The following is a 21,126-nucleotide window of genomic DNA, read 5'->3' on the forward strand; positions in this document are numbered from 1 at the left end:
GTTGTGCCCCATGAGATCGCCGTTGCCGGTCGCTCCGGTCCGACGGGCCCTGGGCACCCGCCGCCGCCGGATCGTCGCCGGGTCGGTGGCGGCCGTGCTGGTGGCCGCCGTCGCGGTGTGGGCGACCCGGCCCGACGAGGCCGGCTTCCGCACCGAGTCCGCGCTGGTCACCGTCCGGTCCGGGCCAACAGGCGACGAGCCGGTGGACCTGGACACCACGTTCTACCTGCCGGACGACGCGTCGGCCGGCCGCAAGGTGCCCGCGGTGCTGCTCGCGCACGGCTTCGGCGGCACCAAGGAGTCGGTCCGGGCCGACGCCGAGGACCTGGCCGCTCAGGGGTACGCCGTGCTCGCCTGGACCGCCCGGGGCTTCGGTCGCAGCGGCGGCCAGATCCACCTGGACAGCCCCGACCACGAGGTGCGGGACGGCGAGCGCCTGCTGGACTGGCTGGCCGCCCGACCGGAGGTGCGCACCGACGCCCCCGGCGACCCCCGGGTCGGCGTGGTGGGCGGCTCGTACGGCGGCGGCCTGGCCCTGCTGCTGGCCGCCCAGGACCGGCGGGTCGACGCGATCGTCCCCATGATCACCTGGAACGACCTGTCCCGGGCGTTCCTGCCGGAGAGCACCGGCAAGGACGCCACCTCCGGCGTGTTCAAGAAGGGCTGGGCCGGGATCTTCTTCGGCGGCGGTGGCAACGCCGGCTCCGGCCCCGCAGGGCTCTCCGGCACCTCGGCCGCCGAGCCGGAGGGCGCCCCCGCCTCGGCCGGGCCGCCCAGCCCGGCACCGGGCTCGGGGCCGGGCACCGGCTCCGGGCGCACCCCGGCGGGCGCGGCGGATCCGGCGTGCGGCCGGTTCGCCGCCGACGTCTGCGCCGCGTACCTGCGGATCGCCACCACCGGCCGGGCCGAAAAGGCCGACGTGGAGCTGCTGCGCCGGTCGAGCCCGGCCCCGGTGCTGGACAAGATCAAGGCGCCGACCCTGCTGGTGCAGGGGGAGGCGGACAGCCTCTTCCCGATCGCCGAGGCGGACGCCAACGCGCGCGGCATCGCGGCGAACGGCACCCCGGTCCGGGTCGCCTGGTACACCGGCGGCCACGACGGCGGCGCGGGGCCGCGCAACGACTCCGACCGGGTGAAGTACCTGACCGTCCAGTGGCTCGACCACTACGTCAAGGGCGAGGGGTCGGCCCCGGGCGACGACTTCACGTACTCCCGGATCGCCGGCTTCGACGCCCTCGACCGCGGCCTGGTCGCCACCGGCTTCCGCACCGCCGACTACCCCGGCCTGGCCGGCGACGGACGCCGCGAGGTCGCGGTGACCGGCCCGGCCCAGCCCGTTGCGAACCCGCCGAACGGCAACCCGGCGGCCATCTCGTCGGTGCCGTTCGCCGGCGCGCTCGGTTCGCTGCTGGACGGGGTGGCCGGCGACGTCCCCGGCCAGCACGCCCGGTTCGAGTCGGAGCCGCTGGCCGAGGCGGTGGACGTGGCCGGCGCGCCGACGGTCTCGATCCGGGCGGCGTCGCCCACCGGCGAGGCGGTGCTGTTCGTCAAGCTCTACGACGTCGACCCGACCGGCGCGGCGACCCTGCCGAACGGGTTGGTCGCCCCGGTCCGGCTCACCGGGCTGCCGACGCAGATCGGTGCCGCGACGCCGGTCACCGTCACACTCCCGGCGATCGTCCGCCGGATCGAGGCCGGGCACCGGCTGCGGATCACGGTGGCCACCACCGACCAGGCGTACACCACGCCGGTCGAGCCGACCGTCTACACCGTGGCGGCCGGCGACGGCCCGATCGTGCTGCCCACCGTGGCCGGCGAGCCGATCCCCACCACGGCCGTCGTCTGGCGCTGGGTGCTCGCCGGGCTGCTGGCCGCGATCGCCGTCGGGCTCGTCGCGGTCGTCCTGCTGGCCCGCCGCCGGCACCGCCGCCAGGACAGCTCGGTCCACCCCGAGTACGCGGGCGTCCCGCTGGCCGTCCGGCAGCTCCGCAAGGAGTACGCCGACGGCTTCGTCGCCGTGTCGAACGTCGACTTCGAGGTGCACCCCGGCCAGGTCGTCGGCCTGCTCGGGCCCAACGGCGCGGGCAAGACCACCACCCTGCGGGTGCTGATGGGGCTGACCCAGCCGACCGCCGGGGAGATCTACGTGTTCGGCCGCCGGTTGGTGCCCGGCTCGCCGGTGCTGTCCCGGATCGGGTCGCTGGTGGAGGGCCCCGGCTTCCTGCCGCACCTGTCCGGCCTGGACAACCTCAAGGCGTACTGGCGGGCCACCGGCCGGCCGTGGGCGGACGCGCACTTCGACGAGGCGCTGGAGATCGCCGGGCTCGGCGACTCGGTGCACCGCAGGACCCGCAAGTACAGCCACGGCATGCGGCAGCGGCTGGCCATCGCCCAGGCGATGCTCGGCCTGCCCGAGCTGCTGGTGCTCGACGAGCCGACGGACGGCCTGGACCCGCCGCAGATCGCCGAGATGCGCCGGGTGCTCCAGCGCTACGCCACCGACGGGCGGGCCGTGCTGGTCTCCAGCCACCTGCTCGCCGAGGTGGAGCAGACCTGCACCCACGCCGTGGTGGTCAACAAGGGGCGGATCGTGGCGTCCGGCCCGGTCGAGGACATCGTCGGCGAGTCCCCGAGCGTGCTGCTCGACGTCACCGACCCGGCCGCCGCGCGCGAGGTGCTGGGCCGGCTCGACGGGGTCACGGTGCTGCCGGACTCCGACGGAAACCTGGTGGTGGACACCAACGGCACCGCGCGCAGCGAGGTGGTGGCCGAGCTGGTCCGGGCCGGGATCGGGGTGGACCGGGTGGTGCCGCGCCGCCGCCTGGAGGACGCGTTCCTCGCCCTGGTGGGCGAGAACTCTCGGGGAAGCGGGGACCGGTGATGGCGCAGTCGTCCTCCACGGTGGGCGCGGCGGCGGGCTACCGCCCCTCGGCCACCCTGCCGTTCGCGGCGGAGTTCCGCCGGCAGGCGTCCCGGCGGCGTACCCAGCTCGCGCTCGGGTTCATGGTGCTGCTGCCGTTGATCATCCTGATCGCGTTCCAGTTCGACTCCGGCGAGGACGACCGCAACGGCGGGGGCGAGTTCGCGAGCCTGTCCGACCTGGCCACCTCGGGCGGGCTGAACTTCACCCTCTTCGCGCTGCTGGTCTCGGCGTCGTTCCTGCTGGTCGTGGTGGTGGCGCTGTTCTGCGGCGACACGGTGGCCAGCGAGGCGAGCTGGGGCAGCCTGCGTTATCTGCTGGCCGTCCCGGTGCCCCGGGCCCGGCTGCTCGCGGTGAAGCTGGTGGTCGCGCTCGCGTACTCGGGGCTGGCCCTGCTGCTGCTCGCCGGCACCGCCCTGCTCGCCGGCACCCTCCGGTACGGCTGGGAGCCGCTGAGCAGCCAGGTGGCGGCCCAGTTGGAGCCGGGGGAGGGGCTGCTGCGGCTGCTGGCCGTGCTCGGCTACCTGGCGGTCGTCCTGCTGGCGGTGGCCGGGCTGGCGTTCCTGCTCTCGGTCGTCACGGACGCGGCGCTCGGCGCGGTCGGCGGTGCGGTGCTGCTGTGGATCCTGTCCAGCATCCTGGACCAGATCACCGCGCTCGGCGGGATCCGGGCGTTCCTACCCACCCACTACGCCAACGCCTGGCTGGGGCTGCTGTCGACGCCGGTGCAGACCGACGACGTGGTGCGCGGCTGCATCTCGGCGATCGCCTACGCCACGCTGTTCTGGTCGATGGCCTTCTGGCGCTTCACCCGCAAGGACATCACGAGCTGACGGCCGCTGCCGGCCGATTGCCGGCCACGAGTCGGCGCAGCACCTTGATCGTTTGATGATCAATGAGACGACACGCAGGGTGTCTTCTCCAATCTCAGCAAACGTTCATGGAGAGTGCTGGCCCGCCAGGCACGTTGCGCTGCCAGGCACGTTGCGCTCAAGCAGGATTTGCCGGGTCCGGCCAGCGCGGGCCGTAGATCTTGGAAGATTTCGGCCCCTGGAAGGGCCGTTTGCTTCCAAGATCTCCCCGTTCCGGGGTCCCGGCCCCCATGAGACTCCGGGTCAGCCGGCGGGCTTGGGCTTCCGCGAGCTACCAGTGACCCACGCCGACGCGATCGCCGCCGGCCGCCTCCCGCTCCATCACCGTGATCCCTTCGATCGGATGCTGGTGGCGTAAGCGGTCACCGAGGGCTTGACGTTGGTCACCGGCGACGCGTCGATCGCGCTGTATACGTGGACGTCCTCACGGTGTGACCCGGTCCGGGTTCTGTGCCGACATCTCACGAGGCCCGTCTCGGGTACTGCTTCACCCGGTAACAGGTGAATCGCCTGCGTGAACTACGGGATGCGCCGTGACCAGTCGCTTGTGGAAGTGGTGCTTCGCGGTGCCGTCCGGCATCTCCGGCGTGCGCCCGACCTCCTGATAGCCGTGACGGTGATAGAAGCCGGGCGCGTGGAAGGACATGGTCGCCACGACGACCCGGTCGCAGCCGCGCCGCAGGATCTCGTCCTCGGCGGCGGCCAACAGGCGACGACCCAGGCCGCGGCCTCGCTGCTCCGACTCCACCCACAGGGAGGTGATGCCGCCGCAGCCGCCCCAGGTCCACCCGGTGATCCCGCCGAGAAGGGTGCCGGCGTCGTCGGTGGCCCGGATGGAGAAGGGCGTCTCGTCGTCCGAGGCGATGGAGGATCGGTTGATGGCGTCCAGTTCGTCTGAGAGGCGACGTTCCAACTCGGGGTCGTCCTGGCCGGTGAGCAACGTGGTCATGACCGGATCCTGACGCCCGATCGGAATCCGGGCATCCCCTTTTGCGATCGCCGCGCCCCGGCCGGCGCCCGAGCGGCCGCGCGCCCTCCTTGTGGGAGCGTTCCCACAAGGAGGGATTCCGTGGACATCCCCCGCCCTTGCTCGCATGCTGAATGCATCGATCAATGTCGTTGGAGGTGTCGCATGAAGTTCGACCGACTCGGCGGACTCGTCCTGTCCCTGTTCCGCATGGTGGTCGGCCTGCTCTTCCTGTGCCACGGGCTGTCGTCGCTGTTCGGCGTGCTCGGCGGTGCCCGGGGCGCCGGCCAGGCCGTCCCGTTCGGCGAGTGGCCGGGCTGGTGGGCGGCGCTGATCCAGGCAGCCTGCGGCGTGCTGGTGCTGGCCGGGCTGTTCACCCGGCCCGCCGCGCTGGTCGCCTCGGGCTCGATGGCGTACGCCTACTTCGTGGTGCACCAGCCCGACGGGCTGCTCCCGCTGCGCAACGGCGGCGAGCTGGCGGCGTTGTTCTGCTGGTCGTTCGTGCTCGTCGCGGTGCTCGGCCCCGGCACCTGGGCGTTGGACAGCCTGCTCCGTCGCCGTCGGGAGCCCGCCGTCGTGGCCCCGGTGCCGGGCAAGCGGTCCGTGCCGGCTTGAGTCGTACCCACCGGCTTGAGCCGTACCCCCGCCGCTATGGCTTGTACGGCGCGTCGGTGTGGCTGACCTCGGTGAACGTGCTGCCGGAGAGCTGGTAGTACGAGGTGCGTCGGATGTCCAGCTCCGCCATGCCGCGCTCGGCGGAGCGGGTCAGCCAGACGACCTTCGCCCGGCCGCCGGACACGGTGATCGAGACGACCGGGGTCCGGTCGTCCAGTTCGGCCAGGCTCCGGTAGACCGGCTCACCGTCGGCGTTGCGCCACACCACCAGCGTGTAGAAGGTGCCGCTGCCCCCGCTCTTGAGGGCGACCGCGCCGACCGCGTCCGCCGCGCCGTCGCCGTCGAGGTCGCCGATCCCGCAGGGCTTCTGGAGGGTGACCGTGTCGCCGTCCTCACCGGACCAGACGCCCTCGGCCAGCGGGAGGTAGTCGGCGTACCCCTGGTAGGGGACCTTGGTGCTGCCGACGTGGGCGCCGGCGAGCTGCTTGCAGGTCAGCGCGGGCACCTTCTTCGGCGCGGGCTTCGGCGGCGCGGCGGTGGTGCCGGCGACGGTCGGCTCCGGCGGGGCGGCAGGGCCCGTCGTCGCCGGGGCCGGCTCCGGGCCGTCGTCCTCCGCCGGAGCGGCCGGATCGGCGACGGCGGGAGCGGTGGTCGTATCCGCCGAGGAGGCCGACCCCCCAGGGTCGCAACTCGCGGTCAACAGGCAGGCCAGGGCGAGGATCGCGAGACTGGGCAGGGTCCGGCGCATCGGCCAGTTCCTCTCTCGGGGGGTGGGCTTCCCGCACCGTAGCGGTTCCGCGCCACCCGCCGCTGCGGTCCCGGTCCCGGGCAAGGCGGCCGTGCCGGCCTGACCGACGACGGGCAGGACCGGCCGGGGTCACCCGATCAGCCCCCGCACACCCGCCACTGGTCACCCTCCTTGACCAGGCTGATGACCCTGTTCCGGTCCGCGATCTTGACGGTCACCTCGGCGCTGGTGTCGCCGTTGCTGGTATGCACCTGGGTGTCGGTGACGCGGTACTCGTCCAGGGGCGGCTCGGCCTGCCGGGCCCGGGTGAACTGCGCCTCGGTCTGCCGGCTGCGCAGTCGCTCGCAGAGCCGGGCGTACGCGGCCGGGTAGTTGCCCGCCTTCGTGTCGTCCAGGTATGCGGTCGCGGCGTCCCGGGCCGGCGTGATGGTGCCCTGCACGGTGCGGAACAGCCAGAGGCCGCCGCCGACCGCGCCGGCGCAGCAGAGCAGCGCCACCACGGCGACCACGATGATCACGGTGCGGGTCGTCCGGCTGAGCCCGCGGGACTTCTGGGGCGGCCCGGGGAAGCCGGGCGTCGGGGGGTACGTCACGCGGTGAGCGTAGAAACCCCAGGCCAGCCCCCATGCAGGCCCCCCTTGGAATTGATCAAGGCCAACGTTGCGGGTGGTGGTGTCGTCGACTCCCACGGTGACGGTGTGATCAATTCAATGCCCCGGAGCGGCCCACACGCTGGAACCTTTGGTGGCGGAGCCGGCGATCCGCCGTAGACTCGTGCGCACAACTGAATACCTCATCCAGAGGGGCAGAGGGATACGGCCCGACGAAGCCCCGGCAACCACCCGCGCGCTCGACGACGAGCGGTGCGGACAGGTGCCAATTCCGTCCCCGCCGCAGGGTGCGATGCGGGGAAAGATGAGAGGACCTTCTCGACATGACGTCGACCCTCGCCGCGTCCGGCATCGACACCACCGCCAGCCCCGCCCGCGCCCTGGTCTGCCGGGCCTGCACCGCGCGCTACCCGCTCGCCGCGCAGCACGCCTGTTATGAGTGCTTCGGCCCCCTTGAGGTCGACTACGACGCCGCCGCCCTGGCGCGGGTGACCCGCGAGCAGATCGAGGCCGGCCCGCAGAACATCTGGCGGTACGCCGCCCTCCTCCCGGCCGGCCAGGACCCGGCCACCCGGGTGACCGTCGACCCGGGGCTGACCCCGCTGGTCGCCGCGCCCAACCTCGCCGCCGAGCTGGGCATCACCGCCCCGCTCTGGGTCAAGGACGACAGCGCGAACCCCACCCACTCGTTCAAGGACCGGGTGGTCTCGGTGGCCCTCACCGCCGCCCGGGCGCTCGGTTTCACCCGGTTCGCCTGCGCCTCGACCGGCAACCTGGCCAACTCGGTCGCCGCGCACGCGGCCCGCGCCGGGGTCCCCTCGGTCGTGTTCATCCCCAGCGACCTGGAGGCGGGCAAGGTGGTCACCACCGCCGTCTACGGGGGCGAGCTGGTCGCCGTCGACGGCTCGTACGACGACGTGAACCGGCTCTGCGGCGAGCTGGTGGAGACCGACGAGTTCGAGGACACGGCGTTCGTCAACGTCAACGTCCGCCCGTACTACGCCGAGGGCTCCAAGACCCTCGGGTACGAGGTGGCCGAGCAGCTCGGCTGGCGCATCCCGGCCCAGGTGGTCATCCCGATGGCCAGCGGCGAGCTGCTCACCAAGATCGACAAGGCGTTCAGCGAGCTGGTCGAGATCGGCCTCGTCGAGGCCCCGGCCGGCGGCTGGAAGGTCTTCGGCGCCCAGTCCGCCGGCTGCAACCCGATCGCCGCCGCCCTGCACGCCGACACCGACATCATCACCCCGGTCCGGCCGACCGGCATCGCCAAGTCGCTCAACATCGGCGATCCGGCCGCCGGCCTGTACGCCCTGGAGGCGGTCCGGCGCACCGGCGGCTGGATGGAGTACGTCGACGACGACGAGATCCGCGACGGCATCCGGCTGCTGGCCCGGACCACCGGGGTGTTCGCCGAGACGGCCGGTGGGGTGACCGTCGCCGTGCTGCGCAAGCTGGTCGAGTCCGGCCGGCTCGACCCGACGGCGGAGACTGTGGTGTTCAACACCGGCGAGGGGCTGAAGACCATCGACGCCGTCGCCGCCCAGGTCGGCCCGACCCACCGGATCAGGCCCTCGCTGCGCGCCGCCCGGGACGCCGGCCTGCTCGGCTGACCTGCTCGATCGACCCTGGCGTGGCCTGCGGCCCTTCCCCCGCCCCGGCCCGGAAGCACGCCGCCTGCCGCGCCCCACCGGCCCTGCCCGCCGCCCCGGGCCCGACCGTCCGGTGGACGGGTGGATCGCCCGGACGGGGGATGGGGCGGATCCCCCGAGTAACCGACTTTTAGCCCTGGGTGAGAGAAACCCGCCACCGAGGACTTGACGACAGGAACCGGACGGCGCAGGATGCTCGGTGCGGGAGGGCGTTTCGCCGAAGACTTTTTAGTTCTTGCGACCCAACGCCGAAGGCGTTGTGCGATCGTCCCTCCCGACCACGTCCGATCGGGCCAGCGATTAATTCGCTGGCCCGATCGTCATTCCCGGGTCACCCTCGGTCCATGGGCATCACGATCACGCCGGTCGAGCCGGCCGACCAGGGCGCGGTCGACGCGGCGTACCGAATCAGGGCGGCGGCCGAAGCGGCGGACGTCCCCGACTTCCCGCCGCTGTGCCGGCGGCGGTTCGACGCCGGGCTCCGCCACCCGATGCCAGGCCGCGTGCCGGTCTGGGCGCTCGCCCACCGCGACGGCGTGCCGGCCGGCTACCTCGGCCTGCTCCTGCCGCAGCTCGACAACACCGACAACGCCACCGTGGACCTGTTCGTGGACCCGTCGCAGCGCCGGCACGGGGTCGGCCGGGCGCTGCACGAGCACGGCGTGCGGGTGCTGCGCGAGCGGGGGCGCAAGCGGGTGGTCGGGATGGCCGTCTCGGCCCTGCCCGACGGGCCGGGACGCGACGGGGCAGGCGGAGCGTTCGCCGCCGCGGTGGGCGGGCGACCGGTGCTCGCCGAGGTCCGCCGCCGGCTCGACGCCACCCGGCTCGACCCGGCCGCGCTCGACGCCCTGCTCGCCGACGCCCGGCCCCGCGCCGCCGGCTACCGCACCGTCCGCTGGCGGGGGCCCGCCCCCGAGGAGTACGTCGCCGACGTGGCCCACCTCGAAGGCCGGCTGATTACCGACGCCCCGCTGGGGGACCTGGAGTGGGAGCCGGAGCGGATCGACGTCGAGCGGATTCGGGGCATGGAACGGGCGCTCGACGCCCGGGGCCGCCGCTGCTACCACCACGGGGCGGTGCACGTGGCGTCCGGCCGGCTGGTCGCCTGGACGCTGCTCGACGTCGGCCCCAGCGCATCGTGGCACGCGTTCCAGCAGATCACCATCGTCGACCCGGCACACCGGGGGCACCGGCTCGGGCTGGTGACGAAGGTGGAGAACCTGCGGTACGCCCTCGCCCAGGAGCCGGAGCTGCGTGCCGTGGACACGTTCAACGCGGCAGCCAACGGGCACATGATCGACATCAACGAGCGGCTCGGCTTCCGTCCCGTCGACGCCTGGACCGACTGGCAGCTCACCATCTGACCGGCCGCCGTGCGACCGCCCGGCTGTTCAGCGCCGCGCCGGCCCGGGCGGCGTCCCGGCACGCCGGCGGCGGTCGTCGGCCCCTACTGTCCGGTTCCCGGCTGGGGCATGATGGCGGGCATGACGGAGACCCCGCATCCCCTGCACGACAGGCACGCCGACACCCTCAACCGTGCGCTGACCGCGATCGCGGAGCGTGGGTACTGGTCCGCCTACCCGGAATCACCCAGCCCTCGGGTGTACGGCGAGACCGCCGCCGCCGACGGCAAGGCTGCCTTCGAGGCGTACCTGAACGGCGACTTCCCGCTCGACCAGCCGGGCGTCGGCGACCGGGTGGCCACCGAGGCGAGCCCGTTCGGGCTGGAGCTGAACGTCCGGTACCCACATGCCGGCGCCGACGAGCTGGTCGCCGCCGCCTCCGCCGCGCTGCCGGCCTGGCGCGACGCCGGCCCGCAGGCCCGGGCGGGGGTCTGCCTGGAGATCCTCGACAGGTTGCACAAGCACGTCTTCGAGCTGGCCAACGCTGTGCAGTTCACCAGCGGACAGGCGTTCGTGATGGCCTTCCAGGCCGGCGGGACGCACGCGCTGGACCGGGCGCTGGAGGCGATCGCCTACGCGTACGCGGAGATGACCCGGCTCCCGGGGACGGCCGGCTGGGAGAAGCCCGCAGGCAAGGGCGACCCGCTGCGGATGACCAAGACGTTCCACGTGGTGCCGCGCGGGGTGGCCCTCGTCATCGGCTGCAACACCTTTCCGACCTGGAACTCGTACCCGGGGCTGTTCGCCTCGCTGGTCACCGGCAACCCGGTGGTGGTCAAGCCGCACCCGCGCGCGGTGCTGCCGCTGGCCATCACCGTGCGCTACGCCCGGGAGGTGCTCGCCGAGGCCGGCTTCGACCCGAACCTGGTGCTGCTCGCCCCCGAGGCCCCCGGCGAGAAGCTCGCCTCGACGCTCGCCCTGCACCCGGCCGTGAAGATCGTCGACTTCACCGGCTCCACCGAGTACGGCGACTGGCTGGAGGCCAACGCCCGGCAGGCGGCGGTCTACACCGAGAAGGCCGGCCTGAACACGGTGGTGATCGACTCCACCGACGACTTCGCCGGGATGTGCCGCAACCTGGGCTTCACGCTGACCCTCTACAGCGGCCAGATGTGCACCACCTCGCAGAACATCCTGATCCCGTCGGGTGGCATCGCCACCGACCAGGGGCACCGGAGCTTCGACGAGGTGGCCGCCGGGATCGCCTCGGCGGTCGGCAAGATCACCGCCGACCCGGCCCGGGGCGTCGAGCTGACCGGGGCGATCGTCAACGACGGGGTGCTGGAGCGCCTCGACGAGGTCACAAAGGTCGGCGAGGCCGTGCTGGAGTCGCGGGCCGTCGAGCACCCGTCATTCCCCGGCGCGGTGGTCCGCACCCCGACGATCGTGAAGCTGGCGGCCGGCGACACCGGGACGTACTCGCGGGAGTGGTTCGGGCCGATCTCGTTCGTCATCGCGACCGACTCCACCGCGCACGGCCTGGAGATCCTGCGCTCCACGGTGGGGGAGAAGGGCGCGCTGACCGCCGGCGTCTACTCCACCGACGAGTCGGTCCTGGACGCGGCCGAGGCGGCTGCGGTCGACACCGGGGTGCACCTGTCGTGCAACCTGACCGGCGGCGTCTTCGTGAACCAGTCGGCGGCGTTCTCCGACTTCCACGGCAGCGGCGCCAACCCGGCCGCCAACGCGGCCCTGACCGACGGCGCGTACGTGGCGAACCGGTTCCGCGTCGTGCAGAGCCGCCGCCCCGCCTGACGGGGCGGGGTGCCCAGGGGTCCGCTCGGCGCGCGGGCGTCGGGCCGGGCCGCTGGGCACCCCCACCCCTCGGCGCTGGGGCCCCACCCCTCGGTGCGGGCGCTCAGGCCGGGCGGCGCATCTGGAGCTCGCGCAGGGCGGGAATCACCGGGTGGGGGACCCGGACGCCCGTGTCCACGAAGCCCAGCCTCTGATACGCCCGGTAGGCGCGGTCGTTGCCGACCACCACCTCCAGCATCAGCTCCGGCCGGCCGCACTCGCGGGACCAGCCGGCCACCGCGTCGATCAGCTCCGCGAGCAGGCCGGTGCCCCGCCGCTGCGGGGTGACGTAGACGGCGTACACCACGGTCAGGCCCGGCTCGTCCGGGGCGACCGTGCCGCCGGCGTGCCCCAGGAGCCGGCCGGCGGGGCCGCCGGGTCGGTCGGTGCCCGGGTCGGCGACGAACTGCGCGGTGTGCCGGCCGACGGCGACCGAGGCGATCCGGGCCGCGTAGTCGGCGTGCGGACGGGCGGCGGCGTCCGCCAGGGTCTCCAGGAAGGCCAGCGGGGCGTCGGCGAGCATCTCCAGGCGCAGCGCGCGCATCCGGGCCGCGTCCCACGGGGTCACCCGGTGGACGACGGTCGCCCGCGTGGCCGGGGCGAGCGTCCTGTCCGGCGCGGGGCGCCCGGCGGCCGACGGGCGGGGACCTGCTGTCATTCCGCATGCATACCGCAGTGACGCTCGCCTATGCGTCTCCGGGTCGAGGTCGGTCCGATATTGCCTGATTTGCGGTCGTGCGCCTGCGTGACGGCTCGTGTACCGTGCGATTTTGGTCACTGAATTCGGGGTCGTCGTCGACCCCGGAGCCGGTGGTCCGGGGCCGCCGGTTCGCGCCGGCGTCCCGCCGCTTTGGCAGGCCGCGCGACGTGAGGAAGTGCACCGTGGCACAGGGCACCGTGAAGTGGTTCAACGCCGAAAAGGGCTACGGCTTCATCGCCGTCGACGGGGGGCAGGACGTCTTCGTCCACTTCTCCGCGATCGAGATGGACGGCTACAAGGCGCTGGACGACGGACAGCGGGTGGAGTTCGAGATCGCCCAGGGGCAGAAGGGCCCACAGGCCGAGCGGGTCCGCGTCGTCGCCTGACCCCCCGACCAGGTCCGGGGCCCACGGCTGGGCGCGCCCGGGCCGACCCGCCCGGCGACCGCGACGACGGGCCACCCCAGCCGAACGGGTCAGCCGCATGCCGTGGCCGGGTGCGTCAGCTGGATGCCGTGGCCGGATGGGGTGGCCCCGGGACGGCGACGCGGGGCTGAGTCTCGACGCGGGGCTGACTCTCCGGTGCCCCGGCGTGCTGCGCCGCCCCGGCGGGCTGCCCACCCGGCCGCCGCCCAGTCGAGCCCCGCCGACGCCTTGGCCGACGCCGCCTGCTGTTGGCGGCCCGCCCCGTACCCCGGGCGTACCCGGCCCGCCGCCCATACCCCGGGTGTACCCGGCCCGCCGTCGGTACCCCATGAGCCGGTACCCCATGGCGCCCCGGTACCCCACGGTGCCCGGTACGCCCGCCGGCCCGTAGCCCCGATGGTTGCCTCGGCTTCGCCTGCCTGCCGGCTTGTTGGTCCGTGACGGTTGCGGAGCCGGTTCGGCTCGGTCGTCACGGACCTGGGTGGCGGGCGTGTGGCGGCCCGGTGACCGCCGTCGGTAGGCGGGTGAACTTGGCCGAGTCGGCGGCCGGACAGCGCTGGTCAGGGCTCGCAAACCGGGTCCGGACCCGGCATCGTGCTTGCACTCGGCAAGGCAGAGTGCTAAACAGGTCATTGGCACTCGCATACCGTGAGTGCCAATGGTCGGGACGGTGGGGCCACGGGCCCCCGGCGGACAACTGCCGGGTGCGCATGGCCGGTCGTCGCGGGCTATCCGGCCCGGCCGAGGAGACGTCGTCGTCGCCAGGTGGCGACGTCCCAAGGTGCGTACACCAGGCGGCCCATCCGGGACACACACTCGGGTGGCCCGTGAGTGTCCAGGAGGACAACGCCGTATGGCCAAGATGATCGCGTTCGACGAAGAGGCTCGCCGTGGCCTCGAGCGGGGCATGAACCAGCTCGCCGACGCCGTGAAGGTGACCCTCGGCCCCAAGGGCCGCAACGTGGTGCTCGAGAAGAAGTGGGGTGCCCCCACCATCACCAACGATGGTGTGAGCATCGCCAAGGAGATCGAGCTCGAGGACCCGTACGAGAAGATCGGCGCTGAGCTGGTCAAGGAGGTCGCGAAGAAGACCGACGACGTTGCCGGTGACGGCACGACGACGGCGACCGTCCTGGCCCAGGCCCTGGTCCGTGAGGGCCTGCGCAACGTGGCCGCCGGCGCCAACCCGATGGCCCTGAAGCGGGGCATCGAGGCCGCCGTGGCCAGCGTCTCGGAGGAGCTGTCCAAGCTCGCCAAGGACGTCGAGACCAAGGAGCAGATCGCCTCCACCGCCTCCATCTCCGCCGGTGACAGCACCGTCGGTGAGATCATCGCCGAGGCGATGGACAAGGTTGGCAAGGAAGGCGTCATCACCGTCGAGGAGAGCAACACCTTCGGCCTGGAGCTTGAGCTCACCGAGGGCATGCGCTTCGACAAGGGCTACATCTCCGCGTACTTCATGACCGACCCGGAGCGTATGGAGGCCGTCTTCGACGACCCGTACCTCCTCATCGTCAACAGCAAGATCGCCTCGGTGAAGGACCTGCTCCCGATCCTGGAGAAGGTCATGCAGTCGGGCAAGTCGCTGCTGATCATCGCCGAGGACATCGAGGGCGAGGCCCTGGCCACCCTCGTGGTCAACAAGGTCCGTGGCACCTTCAAGTCGGTCGCCGTCAAGGCGCCGGGCTTCGGTGACCGCCGCAAGGCCATGCTGGCTGACATCGCCATCCTCACCGGTGGCCAGGTCATCAGCGAGGAGGTCGGCCTCAAGCTGGACGCCGTCGGCCTCGACATGCTGGGCCGCGCCCGCAAGGTCGTGGTGACCAAGGACGAGACCACCATCGTCGACGGTGCCGGCGACGCCGACCAGATCCAGGGTCGGGTCAACCAGATCCGGGCCGAGATCGACAAGAGCGACTCCGACTACGACCGCGAGAAGCTGCAGGAGCGCCTGGCCAAGCTGGCCGGCGGCGTTGCGGTGATCAAGGTCGGCGCGGCCACCGAGGTCGAGCTCAAGGAGCGCAAGCACCGCATCGAGGACGCCGTTCGCAACGCGAAGGCGGCCGTCGAGGAGGGCATCGTCCCGGGTGGTGGCGTCGCGCTGGTGCAGGCCGGCAAGACCGCCTTCGAGAAGCTGGACCTGACCGGCGACGAGGCGACCGGCGCGCAGATCGTCAAGATCGCGCTGGACGCCCCGCTGCGGCAGATCGCCGTCAACGCCGGCCTTGAGGGTGGCGTGGTCGTCGAGCGCGTCCGCAACCTCGACCCGGGCCACGGCCTCAACGCCGCCAGCGGCGAGTACGTGGACCTGCTGGCCGCGGGCATCATCGACCCGGCCAAGGTCACCCGGTCGGCGCTGCAGAACGCCGCCTCCATCGCGGCGCTCTTCCTCACCACCGAGGCCGTCGTCGCGGACAAGCCGGAGAAGGCCTCGGCTGCCCCGGCTGGCCCGGGTGGCGGGGACATGGACTTCTGAGTCCAGCTCCACCGAACGCCGAAGGGGCGGGCCGCTGACACGGCCCGCCCCTTTCGTCGTCTGCCGGCCCGCCGGTCACGTCGGCAGGGGTCGCTGGTTGCGTCGCTTCCGGGCCCGGTCGTACGGCGGGTGGATGCGGATCGGCTCGTCCACCAGGACCACCGGCTCCTCGGCCGGGGGCGCGTCGTCCTCCGTCATCTCCGCGAGCTGCTCGGCGTCGCCGTAGTCCAGCCGGTCGAACGGCAGCTGCCCCGGGATCTCCTCGACCGGCACCCAGGTGGCCGGCTGCGCGTCGTCGGTCTGCTCGTCGTCCGTGGCCATGACCGCCTCCTCTACCCAGACGGTAGGGGCCGTCGATGGCCGACGCGGCCGAACGGCGCTATACGGGCCCATGCCCGTTTCGCCGCCCGGCCTGCCATGCACCCGGCGGCCCGGCCTGCCACGCAGCACTCGGCGGCCCGGGCGTCCCCGCTCATCCGGTGGCCGGCAGCGCCTTGCGGTACAGGAAGAAGACCCGCTCGATCCGGGCCCCCGCGCTGCCCGAGTAGAAGGGCACCGGGCCCACCCAGCCGATCTGGGCGGATTCCACCCCCTCGGCCCGCTGGTCGCGCAGGCACCGGCGCAGCAGCACCCCGCCGATCCCCGTGCCCTCCGCCTCCGGGGCGGTGCCCATGGGGCCGAACCAGCTCGGCCGGGACGAGCCCCAGGCGGCGAAGCCGAGAACCGTGCCGGCCCGTTCCGCCAGGTGTGCCCCGGCGCCGGGGCGTCCCAGCGAACCGGCCAGCTCGCTGTCCCACGCGCCGCCGAAGGTGGACCGGGCGAACGCGGCCAGCGCCGGCAGGTCCGCCGGCTCGGCGCGCCGCACCGTGACGCCCCGCTCGGCCAGCCGCCGCTCCGCCGGCTCCGTCGTCCGCAGCGCGGGCGATTCGTCGTACGACAGGTCGGCCGTCATGTTCCACGCCGTGCGGTCCTGGGCGTAGCCCAGCGCCAGCGCGGCGCAGACCGCCGGGGTGTACCGCACGTCGATCCCCGGCCAGGCGTAGTACGGCGGGTTGCCGGCCAGCAGCACCTCGGTCGCGCCCCGCCCGGCGAGGTCGCGCTCGGCCCGGTCCAGCAGGGCCCGCCCGACGCCCCGACGCCGTCGCTCGGGGGCCACCGCCACCAGGTCGACGTGCCCGACCGGGGGCTCCCCGCCGGAGAGTGAGGCGATCAGCGCGCCGACCAGCTCCGTCCCGTGGTACGCGCCCAGCCCCAGCACCGTCCGGTCCGCCCCGGCGCGGGTGTGCAGGGTGTCCACCACGGCCGCCGCCTCGGCCGCGTCCTCCGGCAGGTCCAGCGCGCGCCGGCACAGGTCCACCACGGCGGGCAGTGCGCCCGGGGTCAGCTCGGCCAGGGTGGTCTCCGCGTCCATGGTCGCCGACCCTAGATCACCGACCGCCCCGCCGCACCTGCCGACCGCCCCGCCGCCCCGGGGGCGGGTGGCGGCGGGGGTGAGAGGCCCGCGCCGTGGGCATCGACGAGGGGCCCGGGTCATCCGCCGCGGGCGGCGCGGGTCATCCCACTCGGGCGGCGCGGACGGCCGCGTACGCGTCGACGAGGCCGGCGCCGGTGATGTTCGCGTCGCCGCCGCAGGCGTCCGCCGGGTTGCGGGAACGGTACGTCGCGCCGGCCGGGGTGGCGGTGTCCCGCAGGATCCGCCGGGTCCGGTCCAGGTCGCCCACCAGTGCCGGGTTCGCCGACCACATCAGCGCCACCACCCCGGCCACCTGCGGGGTCGCCATCGAGGTGCCGTCCAGCCTGGCGTACGTGCCACCCGGCATCGCGGAGAGCACCCCGACGCCCGGGGCGACCAGGTCCGGCTTGCTCCCGCCGGGCACCGGCCCCCGGCTGGAGAAGGGGGCGACCTTCCGGTCCCGGTCCACCGCCCCGACCGTGAACACGTCCGGGTACGGCGCCGGGGGGTCCTCGATCGACCCGCAGTGCGGCCCGGTGTTGCCGGCCGCCGCGACGACGAAGATGCCGGCCGCGTCCAGCGCCGCCGTCGCCGCCCGCAGCGCCGCCGGGTCGCAGCCCTCGATCGGCGGGCAGCCCCACGAGTTCGTCAGCACCTGTGGGGCCCGCTCGGGCCGTCCGTCGGTGAACGGGTCGCCGCCGGTCGGGAACGGGGCCAGCATGAACTGGAGGCAGTCGAGGTAGCGGGCCGGGCTGCCGAGGTTGCGGTCCAGGTTCACGCAGCCGACCCAGCTGGCACCCGGGGCCACCCCGATGCCGCCGCGCCCCACCGCGCTGCCCGCAGTGTGCGTGCCGTGCCCGCCCTGGTCGGTCGGCGTCGTCGTGTGGTCCCACGGGTCGTACCAGGAGTCGTCGCCGCCCCGGAAGCCGGCGGCCAGCGCCGGGTGCCGGCCGTCCACCCCGGAGTCGGAGCTGCCCACCACCACGCCGGCGCCGGTCACCCCCAGCCCGGACCAGACCCGGTCCGCGCCGATCAGGGACACGTTCCAGGCCGGCCCGGCCGGTGCCGGCGCGTCGCCCCGGCTGGTCGGCGCGGCGGCCGGCAGCGGGCGCAGCCGCTGGCTGACCAGCACCCGGGCCACCTCCGGCCGGCCGGACAGCCAGGCCCGCACGGCCGGGCCGCCGTCCACCTCGATCGCGTTGACCAGGTAGTACGGCGTCGGGTCGAGCCGTAGCCGGGCCAGGTCGCGGCGCAGGTCGGGCTGGGTGCGCTCGGCCGTGGCGACGAGCCGCCGGTAGACCTCCCCGGCCCGGGCGTCCCGGCCGGCCCGGCCCGGTGCGCCGGCCGGGATCCCGCCCAGGTCGGCCTGCTCGCGCAGCACCACCAGCAGCCGCTCGCCGTGCAGACCGGGCCGGCCGGGCCCGAGGTACACCGCCGCCGCCCCGGCGAGCAGGACCACGGCGACCGCCGCCGCCACCGGCCGGCTGGGCGTCCCGCCGCGCGGGCGGGCCAGCAGCACGCCGTACGCGACGGCCAGCACCGCGGCCACCGCGAGCCCGGCGGCGGCGGTGGCCGCCACCCAGTACGGCACGTCGCGAGTGGCCGCCAGGACGAGGGTGTTCTCCTCCGGGTCGACGAAGGCCAGCGGCCCGAGAACGCCGAGCCCGACGAGCCAGCGCGCCGGGCCGGGCCCGGCGGACCCGCCCGCACGGGCGGCGGGGGCCTGGAGGGCGGCCAGCACGAAGCCCAGCGGTGGCAGGGTCAGCAGGGCGGGCAGTTGCGCCCCGGACTGCCCGGCCCCGGCGGCGACGAGCAGCAGCGCCACCCCGGCGACCGCACCGCCGACCAGCACCAGCCGGGCTGGCCGGGGCGGACGGCCGACCGCGAAGTGCGCCCAGAACCGGGCGTCGAGCAGCGCACCGGCGAGGACGCCGACCGCCGCGGCGGCGACCGCCGCGAGGACGGTCTCCAGCAGCCCTCCGAGCGCCCCGAGCCACGCCCAGGGCAGCACGGTCGCCACCCCGGCGGCCACCGCCAGCAGCGTCACCGTCCCGTTCCCGCCGGCGGCCGGCGGCACCGGGGCGGGCCGTGCGGACGTGCCCGGTTCACCGACCGTCCCGGCACCCGGGGACGCCTGGGCGCGGCCCCTGGCGAGCCGGCCGAGCACGGCGGCGAGCAGGCCGGCCGCCACGGCCAGCGCGGCGAGGTACGCCTCGTGGTGCACCGGCGGCAGGGCGCGCAGCAGGGTGAGCGCGCCGACGGCCAGCACCCCGGTGAGCCAGGCCCGGCCGGTGGCCCGGACCGTCCCGGACCGGGGCAGCAGCGTGAGCAGCAGCGCCGGCACGCCGGCCAGCAGGACGGTGACGCCGGCCACCACCGGCCAGAGCCAGACCGCCCGGTCCAGCCCGCTGATCAGCAGGATCTGGTCGGTCAGCCAGCCGGCCAGCTCGGCGGAGACGGTGACCGCGACAGCCCAGCAGCCGACCAGCACCGCCGCCACCACGGGCCACGGGCCGGGGCCCGACGGCGGCGGACCCGGCACGGCCGGAGGCAGGGGCTGGCCTGCGAACGGTGGGGGGTCGACCTCCATCCCCAGACAGTACGGCGTGATCACGACATGCCGCGGGACGGCCGGGACGGTTACCGTGGACGGGTGCGTGACCCCAACGTCTCCCGAACCGTCGCCGGTCAGCTCTCCCCGGCGCGCCGCGCCACCGACCTGCGCCGGCTGCGCGCCGAGCGGTTCGACGTCCTGGTCATCGGCGGCGGCGTCACCGGTGCCGGGGCGGCGCTGGACGCGGCCTCCCGAGGGCTGAAGGTGGCCCTGGTGGAGGCGCGCGACTACGCGGCCGGCACCTCCAGCCGGTCCAGCAAGCTGATCCACGGCGGCCTGCGCTACCTGGAGCAGTTCGAGTTCCACCTGGTCCACGAGGCGCTCACCGAGCGGGGGCTGCTCGCCACCCGGCTCGCCCCGCACCTGGTCCGGCCGGTGCCGATCCTGATCCCGCTGCCCGCCGGCCGGGGCGCACGGGACGTGCCGGCCCGCACCTTCCGCCGGTCCTACTACGGCCTCGGCGTGGCCGCGTACGACGCGTTCGCCGGGCTCTTCGGTGGCGGCCGGGGCATGCCGCTGCACCGGCACCTCACCCGGGAGGGGGCGCGGCGGATCTTCCCGAGCCTGCGCGCCGACGCCCTGGCCGGGGCGATCCGCTACTACGACGGGCAGGTCGACGACGCCCGGCTGGTGGTCACCCTGGCCCGCACCGCGGCCAGCCTTGGGGCGACCGTGGTCAACAGCACCCGCGCGGTCGGCCTGATCCGGCAGGCCCGCGAGGTGACCGGCGTCCGGGTCCGTGACCTGGAGGCCCCACCCGGCTCACCCGACGCCGAGTTCGAGGTGCGCGCCCGTACGGTGATCGCCGCCACCGGCGTGTGGAGCGACGACATGTCCCGGATGCTCAACGACGTCGGGCTGCGCCCCGGCTTCCGGGTCCGGGCGTCCAAGGGGGTGCACCTCGTGGTGCCCCGCTCGGCGATCACCGGCGAGACGGGGCTGATCCTGCGCACCGCCACCAGCGTCCTGTTCGTGATCCCCTGGGGCGGGCACTGGATCATCGGCACCACCGACACCGACTGGCGGCTGGACCGGTCCCACCCGGCCGCCTCGGCCCGCGACATCGCGTACCTGCTGGACCAGGTCAACACGGTGCTGGACCGGCCGCTCACCACCGCCGACATCGAGGGCGTCTACGCCGGGCTGCGTCCGTTGCTGTCCGGCGAGGCCGACTCCACCTCCAAGCTGTCCCGGGAGCACGCCGTCATCGAGCCGATGCTCGGGCTGCTGCTGGTCGCCGGGGGCAAGTACACGACGTACCGGGTGATGGCCTCCGACGTGGTGGACCACGCGGCCCGCCGGCTCGGCGGGGTTCGCCCGTCGCGCACCGCCGACCTGCCGCTGCTCGGCGCCGACGGGTACGCCGCGATGTGGCGGGACCGGGCCGACCTGGCCCGCCGGCACGGGGTGCCGGTCGGGGTGGTCGAGCACCTGCTGGAGCGGTACGGCACCCTGACCCTCGACCTGCTCGCCCTGGTCGACGTCGATCCGCTGCTGGCGTCCCCGCTGGCCGGGGCCCCGGAATACCTCGCGGCCGAGGTGACGTACGCGGCCCGCGCCGAGGGGGCGCTGCACCTGGAGGACGTGCTGACCCGGCGTACCCGGATCTCCTTCGAGACCACCCACCGCGGCCTGGAGTCCGCCGAGCACGCCGCGGAGCTGATGGGCGCGGTGCTGGGCTGGGACGCCGCGACCCGGGCGCGCGAGGTCGAGCACTACCGGGCGCGGGTGGAGGCGGAGCGGCAGTCCCAGCTGATGCCGGACGACGCGACCGCCGACGCGGCCCGGCTCGGCGCGCCGGACGTGCGGGGCTTCGCGGCGGACCGGGGCGCCGACGGCGATCCCGTCGAACTCCCGTCGTTCCCCCGGTGACCGACCC

General features: G+C 74.2%; 16 protein-coding genes, 1 pseudogene and 1 riboswitch. Of the genes and pseudogenes, 10 read left to right on the plus strand and 7 right to left on the minus strand.

Annotation, left to right across the window (positions count from 1 at the left end):
* Nucleotides 1–10 precede the first annotated feature (10 nt).
* The 3 genes and pseudogenes from OG559_RS14330 to OG559_RS14340 form a co-directional block, all read left to right on the plus strand.
* On the plus strand, nucleotides 11–2,881 hold the full coding sequence (locus OG559_RS14330; RefSeq protein WP_405115907.1) for an alpha/beta fold hydrolase: 2,871 nt from the start codon (nucleotides 11–13) through the stop codon (nucleotides 2,879–2,881).
* Nucleotides 2,881–3,753 carry an ABC transporter permease gene (locus OG559_RS14335; protein WP_405115909.1) on the plus strand — a complete coding sequence of 291 codons (873 nt, stop codon included), beginning with the start codon at nucleotides 2,881–2,883 and terminating at the stop codon, nucleotides 3,751–3,753. Before OG559_RS14330 ends, OG559_RS14335 begins: the two co-directional genes overlap by 1 nt.
* A gap of 295 nt (nucleotides 3,754–4,048) precedes the next feature.
* Nucleotides 4,049–4,227: pseudogene (locus OG559_RS14340) on the plus strand (type II toxin-antitoxin system VapC family toxin); the annotation flags it as partial.
* Nucleotides 4,228–4,279: 52 nt separating this feature from the next.
* Here the strand turns inward: OG559_RS14340 and OG559_RS14345 are convergent.
* On the minus strand, nucleotides 4,280–4,741 hold the full coding sequence (locus tag OG559_RS14345) for a GNAT family N-acetyltransferase (protein WP_405115911.1): 462 nt from the start codon (nucleotides 4,739–4,741) through the stop codon (nucleotides 4,280–4,282).
* Nucleotides 4,742–4,924: 183 nt separating this feature from the next.
* Here OG559_RS14345 and OG559_RS14350 point away from each other — a divergent pair, with 183 nt between their 5' ends.
* Entirely contained in the window at nucleotides 4,925–5,374 is a 450-nt protein-coding gene (locus OG559_RS14350) for a DoxX family protein (RefSeq protein ID WP_405115913.1), read from the plus strand.
* A 34-nt stretch (nucleotides 5,375–5,408) separates the two neighbouring features.
* Here OG559_RS14350 and OG559_RS14355 read toward each other — a convergent pair whose 3' ends face one another.
* Nucleotides 5,409–6,122 (minus strand): hypothetical protein, encoded by a 714-nt coding sequence (locus tag OG559_RS14355; RefSeq protein WP_405115915.1) that lies wholly within the window; start codon nucleotides 6,120–6,122, stop codon nucleotides 5,409–5,411.
* Between the two features lie 137 nt (nucleotides 6,123–6,259).
* Complete coding sequence (locus OG559_RS14360; protein WP_405115917.1) at nucleotides 6,260–6,715, minus strand: hypothetical protein; 456 nt, start codon at nucleotides 6,713–6,715, stop codon at nucleotides 6,260–6,262.
* Nucleotides 6,716–6,912: 197 nt separating this feature from the next.
* Nucleotides 6,913–7,044: riboswitch (SAM riboswitch) on the plus strand.
* Between the two features lie 12 nt (nucleotides 7,045–7,056).
* Between OG559_RS14360 and thrC the strand changes: the two genes are divergently transcribed.
* The 3 genes from thrC to paaN all read left to right on the plus strand — a co-directional run bounded on the left by thrC (nucleotide 7,057) and on the right by paaN (nucleotide 11,540).
* Nucleotides 7,057–8,343, plus strand: coding sequence for a threonine synthase (gene thrC, locus OG559_RS14365; RefSeq protein WP_405115919.1), 1,287 nt, complete (start codon nucleotides 7,057–7,059; stop codon nucleotides 8,341–8,343).
* 383 nt (nucleotides 8,344–8,726) lie between these two features.
* Entirely contained in the window at nucleotides 8,727–9,746 is a 1,020-nt protein-coding gene (locus OG559_RS14370; protein ID WP_405115921.1) for a GNAT family N-acetyltransferase, read from the plus strand.
* 120 nt (nucleotides 9,747–9,866) lie between these two features.
* On the plus strand, nucleotides 9,867–11,540 hold the full coding sequence (gene paaN, locus OG559_RS14375) for a phenylacetic acid degradation protein PaaN (protein WP_405115922.1): 1,674 nt from the start codon (nucleotides 9,867–9,869) through the stop codon (nucleotides 11,538–11,540).
* Between the two features lie 103 nt (nucleotides 11,541–11,643).
* Here the strand turns inward: paaN and OG559_RS14380 are convergent, their stop codons facing one another.
* Nucleotides 11,644–12,237, minus strand: a complete 594-nt coding sequence (locus OG559_RS14380) for a GNAT family N-acetyltransferase (protein WP_405115924.1) — start codon at nucleotides 12,235–12,237, stop codon at nucleotides 11,644–11,646.
* A 224-nt stretch (nucleotides 12,238–12,461) separates the two neighbouring features.
* Here OG559_RS14380 and OG559_RS14385 point away from each other — a divergent pair, with 224 nt between their 5' ends.
* Nucleotides 12,462–12,665, plus strand: coding sequence for a cold-shock protein (locus OG559_RS14385; protein WP_007073263.1), 204 nt, complete (start codon nucleotides 12,462–12,464; stop codon nucleotides 12,663–12,665).
* An 892-nt stretch (nucleotides 12,666–13,557) separates the two neighbouring features.
* A complete protein-coding gene (groL, locus tag OG559_RS14390) occupies nucleotides 13,558–15,180 on the plus strand; it encodes a chaperonin GroEL (protein ID WP_405115926.1) in 1,623 nt (540 codons plus the stop codon).
* A 75-nt stretch (nucleotides 15,181–15,255) separates the two neighbouring features.
* Here groL and OG559_RS14395 read toward each other — a convergent pair whose 3' ends face one another.
* From OG559_RS14395 to OG559_RS14405, 3 genes are all read right to left on the minus strand, one after another.
* Entirely contained in the window at nucleotides 15,256–15,501 is a 246-nt protein-coding gene (locus OG559_RS14395; RefSeq protein ID WP_405115928.1) for a hypothetical protein, read from the minus strand.
* Nucleotides 15,502–15,652: 151 nt separating this feature from the next.
* Nucleotides 15,653–16,591, minus strand: coding sequence for a GNAT family N-acetyltransferase (locus tag OG559_RS14400; protein ID WP_405115930.1), 939 nt, complete (start codon nucleotides 16,589–16,591; stop codon nucleotides 15,653–15,655).
* A 142-nt stretch (nucleotides 16,592–16,733) separates the two neighbouring features.
* Nucleotides 16,734–19,223 (minus strand): S8 family serine peptidase, encoded by a 2,490-nt coding sequence (locus OG559_RS14405; RefSeq protein ID WP_405115932.1) that lies wholly within the window; start codon nucleotides 19,221–19,223, stop codon nucleotides 16,734–16,736.
* Nucleotides 19,224–19,250: 27 nt separating this feature from the next.
* Here OG559_RS14405 and OG559_RS14410 point away from each other — a divergent pair, with 27 nt between their 5' ends.
* On the plus strand, nucleotides 19,251–21,119 hold the full coding sequence (locus tag OG559_RS14410) for a glycerol-3-phosphate dehydrogenase/oxidase (RefSeq protein ID WP_405115934.1): 1,869 nt from the start codon (nucleotides 19,251–19,253) through the stop codon (nucleotides 21,117–21,119).
* The last annotated feature ends 7 nt before the right edge of the window (nucleotides 21,120–21,126 follow it).

This window comes from Micromonospora sp. NBC_01405, from assembly GCF_045040155.1.
Taxonomy (GTDB): Bacteria; Actinomycetota; Actinomycetes; order Mycobacteriales; family Micromonosporaceae; genus Micromonospora.

Excerpts from the sequence above, each read along its gene's own strand:
- OG559_RS14370 (WP_405115921.1), top strand. The coding sequence starts at position 8,727 with ATGGGCATCACGATCACGCCGGTCGAGCCGGCCGACCAGGGCGCGGTC.
- OG559_RS14350 (WP_405115913.1), top strand. The coding sequence starts at position 4,925 with ATGAAGTTCGACCGACTCGGCGGACTCGTCCTGTCCCTGTTCCGCATG.
- OG559_RS14400 (WP_405115930.1), bottom strand. The coding sequence starts at position 16,591 with ATGGACGCGGAGACCACCCTGGCCGAGCTGACCCCGGGCGCACTGCCC.
- OG559_RS14330 (WP_405115907.1), top strand. The coding sequence starts at position 11 with ATGAGATCGCCGTTGCCGGTCGCTCCGGTCCGACGGGCCCTGGGCACC.
- OG559_RS14335 (WP_405115909.1), top strand. The coding sequence starts at position 2,881 with ATGGCGCAGTCGTCCTCCACGGTGGGCGCGGCGGCGGGCTACCGCCCC.
- OG559_RS14380 (WP_405115924.1), bottom strand. The coding sequence starts at position 12,237 with ATGACAGCAGGTCCCCGCCCGTCGGCCGCCGGGCGCCCCGCGCCGGAC.
- OG559_RS14410 (WP_405115934.1), top strand. The coding sequence starts at position 19,251 with ATGCCGCGGGACGGCCGGGACGGTTACCGTGGACGGGTGCGTGACCCC.
- groL (WP_405115926.1), top strand. The coding sequence starts at position 13,558 with ATGGCCAAGATGATCGCGTTCGACGAAGAGGCTCGCCGTGGCCTCGAG.
- thrC (WP_405115919.1), top strand. The coding sequence starts at position 7,057 with ATGACGTCGACCCTCGCCGCGTCCGGCATCGACACCACCGCCAGCCCC.
- OG559_RS14355 (WP_405115915.1), bottom strand. The coding sequence starts at position 6,122 with ATGCGCCGGACCCTGCCCAGTCTCGCGATCCTCGCCCTGGCCTGCCTG.
- paaN (WP_405115922.1), top strand. The coding sequence starts at position 9,867 with ATGACGGAGACCCCGCATCCCCTGCACGACAGGCACGCCGACACCCTC.
- OG559_RS14395 (WP_405115928.1), bottom strand. The coding sequence starts at position 15,501 with ATGGCCACGGACGACGAGCAGACCGACGACGCGCAGCCGGCCACCTGG.
- OG559_RS14405 (WP_405115932.1), bottom strand. The coding sequence starts at position 19,223 with ATGGAGGTCGACCCCCCACCGTTCGCAGGCCAGCCCCTGCCTCCGGCC.
- OG559_RS14345 (WP_405115911.1), bottom strand. The coding sequence starts at position 4,741 with ATGACCACGTTGCTCACCGGCCAGGACGACCCCGAGTTGGAACGTCGC.